Raw genomic sequence first — 5323 nt, 5'->3', positions numbered from 1 at the left:
GAGAAATGGTTATGGGAAAATTGATTCGAGCAGAAGTAGCAAGAAGCAATAAACCATTACTTGCAATCGTTGGCGGATATCATACAAGACCGGAATCAAGAGTTCATGAAGAACTAAGAGCAACAAGGCCTATCGAAACCTGCAGAAGAGAGCCTCTTGGTTATGTTACAATAAATCAAGACAAAAGATTAAATCGTCGTCTCCAAGAAAGCGCAAAATTCTTCGAGTAAAACCTCCAGAAACCCTTCCAAATTTAGCCGATTTTTTTATTGAGTTCAATAACCGTTGCCCTGACAACGCTTCGCAGCTAATCTGAACAAGAAGACAACTACAGACAACCCATCAGGAAACACGAGCAGGAAAGCTTAAATACGACGTGTGCTCAAGAATCACTCACCATGTACAAGCAAGTCATTCTCGTGCGAGCAGACCTCCGCCTGCCCAAAGGGAAAACTGCAGCACAAGCCGCCCACGCGGCGGTAGACGCGGCGCTCAAGGCGGACAAAGTAGCACTTCGAGCATGGCGGTCGGAAGGCATGGCGAAAATCGTCGTTAAAGTCTCAAACGATGAAGAACTCTACCGCTACATCCAAGCAGGAAAGGATGCAAACCTCCCCACGTCAATCATTACCGACGCAGGAAAAACCGTCGTCGCCCCAGGAACCGTCACGTGCGGCGCCATCGGTCCAGCAAAAGAAGACCTCATCGACCCAATAACAGAGAAACTCAAACTCCTCTGATGGAGTGAACGCGCCCCTTCCCAACCAACCTTGCGTTGCCAACCCGCAAGGACTTCACACGCGCCCCTTCCCTACGCCGTCTTCTTTTTTGAGCGCTGCCTTCTTCTTTTTTGCGAGAAGACGCTTCAGCTTCGGCCAGTGCTCTTCCCCCACAATAAACCCTCTGCACTTCTTCGATCCACAGTTACAAGGGTGCTCCTCAAAATCCTCAAGATCAAAATTATAATCATACCCGAGCTCCTCCCCCTCTTTAATGTCGCGCAGGGCAACAATCCAAATACGCCCCCGAATAATCTCCACCTCGCAATTTGGCTCACACGAGTGGTTAATGTAAATTGCATCACTCCCACCAACGGCGCCGTCAATATCATACCGCTTGTTCAACTCAAAAATGTACACTTGACCAGCATGGCCGTTCTCTCGCTCAGACCTTCTCGCAGACTCTGCTTTTGTAATCTTTTCACCTGTGTATTCAATAATGCGCGTCCCTTTCGGAATGTCCTTTTTTGCAAAAACTCCCTGCTCATGAACATGCGAACGTCCCACAACAATCCATTCAGAATCCTTGCTTTCCCGAAACTGCATCGTCATCGCTCCTTTCACCTTCCCACTCTTTTTGACCTTCTTTTTACGAACCATTTTCGGCACAGTGGCGACCACGATCTGCTTATAAACGTTTGTGTTTGTTGCCTCGGTTTTGCCTTTGCTGTACGGACTGCCCCTTTTGCCGGCACGCACTGTTTAGCCCGGTGCGAAGTGTGAAAACAAAGCTTTTTTATACCTCGTTGGCGCTTTCTGGTTACGAGAATCGTGAAAATGAGTGCACAAACAAAAAAGGAAGCACCACCACCCCCCCGCCGAGCAAGCAGTTCCTCCACAGAAACGACCCCTGACGAACAAACCGGCGTGCTTCACTGGGCGGACCAAGCGGCAAGAGTAGTGCTTGAGCGAAGCAAAGACAAAGAAGAAGTCGTTGTCTCATCAGGCATCACCCCCTCAGGAACGGTGCACGTCGGGAATTTCCGCGAAGTCATCACTGTCGACCTTGTCGCGAGAGCCATTCGCGACGCCGGAAAGCAAGTGCGCTTCATCTACTCCTGGGACGACTACGACCCACTCAGAAAAGTACCCAAGAATTTGCCAAAACAAGACCTGCTCAAAACCTACCTTGGCAAGCCCATATCCGAAACGCCCGACACCACCGGAACATACCGCTCATTTGCCGAACGCAACGAAAAAGAATTTGAACAATACCTCCCCCTCCTCGGCATTCAGCCACAGTTTATCTACCAACACGAACGCTACACTTCCTGCGCGTATGCCCCCCACATCCGCGAAGCGTTACGGGCAAGACACGCCATTAGAACCATTCTTAACGCGTTCCGCAAGGAACCCCTACCACAAGACTGGTTCCCACTCAGCATCTTTTGCGAAGCATGCAAAACAAACAAGACGCGCGTTGTGAACTACGACGAAGAATACGCCGTTACCTATACCTGCGACTGCGGCCATACGAACACCTTTGACTTCAGAACAACAGGCATTTGCAAACTCCCCTGGAGGGTCGACTGGCCGATGCGCTGGCACGCAGAAGGCGTAGACTTTGAACCGGGAGGGAAAGATCATTTCACCGCAGGAGGCTCCTATGATTCAGCGAGCCAAATCATACGAACCGTGTGGTCTGAAGAGCCGCCTTACGGATTCATGTACGAGTGGATTGCAATCAAAGGAGGGGGAGAATTTGCCAGCTCATCAGGGAACGTGCTCACTCTTCACGACCTCCTCGCCGTGTACGAGCCACCCATCATTCGCTACCTCTTTGCCGGAACGCGACCAGGAGCGAAGTTCAACATCTCCTTCGACCTTGACGTGATCAAAATCTACGAAGACTTCGATCGCTGCGAACGCATCTACTACGGAGCACAAGAAGCAAAGAATGAAAAGGAAGCAAAAAACATGAAAAGAATTTATGAGCTGAGCTGCGTGAACACGCCGGCCAAGACGCTTCCTTTTCAACCCCCCTTCCGCCACGTGACGACCGTCCTCCAACTCTACGAAGGAGACATCGAAAAAACAACCAACCACTTCCAAGACAGCTTCAAAACGGACCAAGACAGGGAAAGAACGCGCCTGAGAGTCCAGTGCGCAAAGAACTGGCTTGAACGCCACGCCCCGGAAAGCATGCGATTCAGCGTTCAAAACAGCCCGCCTCCTGACGTCCTCGCCTCGCTCACTCCCGCCCAAAAAGCAGCACTCAAACGCGTCGCGGCACTTGTCAGCACATCAAGCGCTGAAGAAGAAATCCACAAAGGCATTTACGAAATCGCCAAAGAAGAAAACATTCCGCCAAGAGAACTCTTCCAAAAAGCCTACCTCTGCCTCATCGGCAAGGAACGAGGGCCCCGTCTCGCCTCGTTCCTCAAACTCCTCGGGCCCGAGCGCGTCCAAAACATCTTCTCCCATCTCTCGTAACAACCCTCGAAAAGTCTCAACAAAACCGCTCTTCGCACCAGGGCACTCCTTGCCTGCTGAAACACTTCCCCGGGGCAAACAAGCCCGCTAAAAAATACCAATAGTAAATAGAGGAGCACATAGAGGACAAAGTTTAAAAAAAGACCTGTCTTTCAATATGGTTTATGCAGTCATCAAGCAACAACCCTGCCCAACCGGACAACCGCATTGTCATCGGCCTAACGGAGCGGGTCATCATCAAGGGAAGAGATGAGGAGGTCGAGGCGACCGCGAAAGTAGACACGGGCGCAACAAAGAGCTCGCTCGATGTTCACCTCGCAGCCAAGCTTAAACTCGGCCCCATCATTGAAACAAGGCTTGTTAAGAATGCAAACGGAAACAAGGTGCGACCAATTATCGAAGCGTGCATCATCATACGAGGGAGAGAACTTTGCGCCCAATTCACCCTTGCAGATAGGAGCCACCTGAAATACCCTGTACTCTTAGGACAGAACATCCTCAAGAACGGCTTCCTCATCGATCCTGCAAAAGAAGCATGAACTAAAAAAGAACACCCACGCCTTCAACAACGAAGACGAAAGGCAAAAAATCCAATGGCACGATCCAAAAAAAGCCAAGCACCTGCAAAGCACGAAGGGTTCAGCGCTGCTGTCATCTCCATGGGCAGCGAGAGCAGTAAAAAAACAGCGCAAGCAATGAAAAAGTACTTCTCCGTCGTAGATGAACTTGACGTAAGGGATATTGAAGTTCGGCTTTCAGGAGAGAAAAGCACAGTCCTTCACAAAGGAGACGCACTAAAGAAATACGACTGCATCCTCCCGAAAGGGAGCTTTCGCTATTCCCCCCTTCTCAGAACCCTCGTAACCCTCCTCTCCAAGCAAGCCTACATCCCCTACCTCCCAGACGCGTTCACCATCGCCCACGACAAGCTCCTCACACAACTCGTCCTTCAACAAAAAAACATACCCATGCCTGCAACGTACCTCGCCGCGACCATTACGGCAGCAAAAAAAGTCCTTGACCATGCCAACTACCCGCTCATTATGAAGTTCCCCCAAGGAACCCAAGGAAAAGGAGTGGTCTTCGCAGACAGCAAAGCCTCTGCAAACTCCATCCTCGACGCGCTTTCCGCCCTCAAACAACCCTTCCTCATCCAAGAATATATCGAAACGGGAACGTCAGACATTCGTGCTTTTGTCGTAGGGGAAAAAGTCGTTGCCGCTATGAAACGGCAAGGCCCGCCAGACGAGAAGCGAGCTAACCTTCACGCAGGAGCCCAAGGAACACCGTACGTCCTCGGTGCACACGCCAAAAAAATTGCTGTATCCACAGCGAGAAGCATCGGTGCAGGCATCTGCGGTGTAGACCTTCTCGAGTCAGCAAAGGGCCCGCTTGTTATAGAGGCAAACATTAGCCCTGGTCTTGGCATCAGCGAAATCACTGGTGTTGACATCGCTGACAAGATTGCGCAGTTTCTCTTTGCAGAAACCAAGAAGTACAAAGAACAAGGAAGCACTTCTCGAATGAGCGCACACATCACTCAAACAAAGGCAGGCAAAACCTTGCATATCATAGGCCCACTCGATTTTCGCGGGGCGAAAGTGCTTCTCCCCGAACTCGTTGTGGATCAAGCGGGATTCATTGAAGACGAAGAATACGAGCTCACTGCAACAAAAGGAATGGTCACCATTAAACAATTCTCCAAACAAGAAGACGCATAAAGAGCGAAGAACTCAAAGCCGTTCAGAACAATCTAAAAGTCTGAAAGAAATCGCGCTTCGCCCTTGCCAACTAAATAGCATTACGAATGGTGTCGATATGCTTGGCGACGTCCTCGCCTTTCTTTGTCAGCGTCAAAACTTTCAACCTGCCGCGCTTATTGAAAGAAACCAACCCTGCCTTTTGCATCTCCTGCAAAATCTTAACAACGTGTGAATATGTACAGTCAACAACTTTCGCGAGGGAAGATGCGTAGACATCCCCGTTGTTATTGAGAAGGGTGACCAGCATCATTGCCGGCTTTTCTCGGAAAAAAACGCTGAAGATTTTTTTGTTCTTCACTTCGCAAAACCCCCTCAAAATATATTTAAAAACATATACATTGGCAAATG

General features: G+C 49.9%; 6 protein-coding genes. 4 read left to right on the top strand and 2 right to left on the bottom strand.

Annotation, left to right across the window (positions count from 1 at the left end):
- Nucleotides 1-398 precede the first annotated feature (398 nt).
- Entirely contained in the window at nucleotides 399-740 is a 342-nt protein-coding gene (locus D6783_05365) for a peptidyl-tRNA hydrolase (protein ID RME52277.1), read from the top strand.
- A gap of 54 nt (nucleotides 741-794) precedes the next feature.
- Here the strand turns inward: D6783_05365 and D6783_05360 are convergent, their stop codons facing one another.
- Nucleotides 795-1325 carry an SET domain-containing protein-lysine N-methyltransferase gene (locus D6783_05360; GenBank protein ID RME52278.1) on the bottom strand — a complete coding sequence of 177 codons (531 nt, stop codon included), beginning with the start codon at nucleotides 1323-1325 and terminating at the stop codon, nucleotides 795-797.
- A 231-nt stretch (nucleotides 1326-1556) separates the two neighbouring features.
- On the opposite strand from D6783_05360, the gene D6783_05355 reads away from it, so the two are divergent.
- The 3 genes from D6783_05355 (at nucleotide 1557) to D6783_05345 (ending at nucleotide 4933) form a co-directional block, all read left to right on the top strand.
- Nucleotides 1557-3212, top strand: a complete 1656-nt coding sequence (locus tag D6783_05355; GenBank protein ID RME52276.1) for a lysine--tRNA ligase — start codon at nucleotides 1557-1559, stop codon at nucleotides 3210-3212.
- 164 nt (nucleotides 3213-3376) lie between these two features.
- Nucleotides 3377-3751 carry a hypothetical protein gene (locus D6783_05350; protein RME52275.1) on the top strand — a complete coding sequence of 125 codons (375 nt, stop codon included), beginning with the start codon at nucleotides 3377-3379 and terminating at the stop codon, nucleotides 3749-3751.
- 54 nt (nucleotides 3752-3805) lie between these two features.
- Complete coding sequence (locus tag D6783_05345; GenBank protein ID RME52274.1) at nucleotides 3806-4933, top strand: RimK family alpha-L-glutamate ligase; 1128 nt, start codon at nucleotides 3806-3808, stop codon at nucleotides 4931-4933.
- 70 nt (nucleotides 4934-5003) lie between these two features.
- Here the strand turns inward: D6783_05345 and D6783_05340 are convergent.
- A partial coding sequence (locus tag D6783_05340) for a MarR family transcriptional regulator (protein ID RME52273.1) occupies nucleotides 5004-5323 on the bottom strand: 320 nt, incomplete at its 5' end.

It is taken from the genome of Candidatus Woesearchaeota archaeon (assembly GCA_003694805.1).
Lineage (GTDB): Archaea > Nanobdellota > Nanobdellia > Woesearchaeales > J110 > J110.
This window is presented reverse-complemented; position numbering and strand designations above follow the sequence as displayed.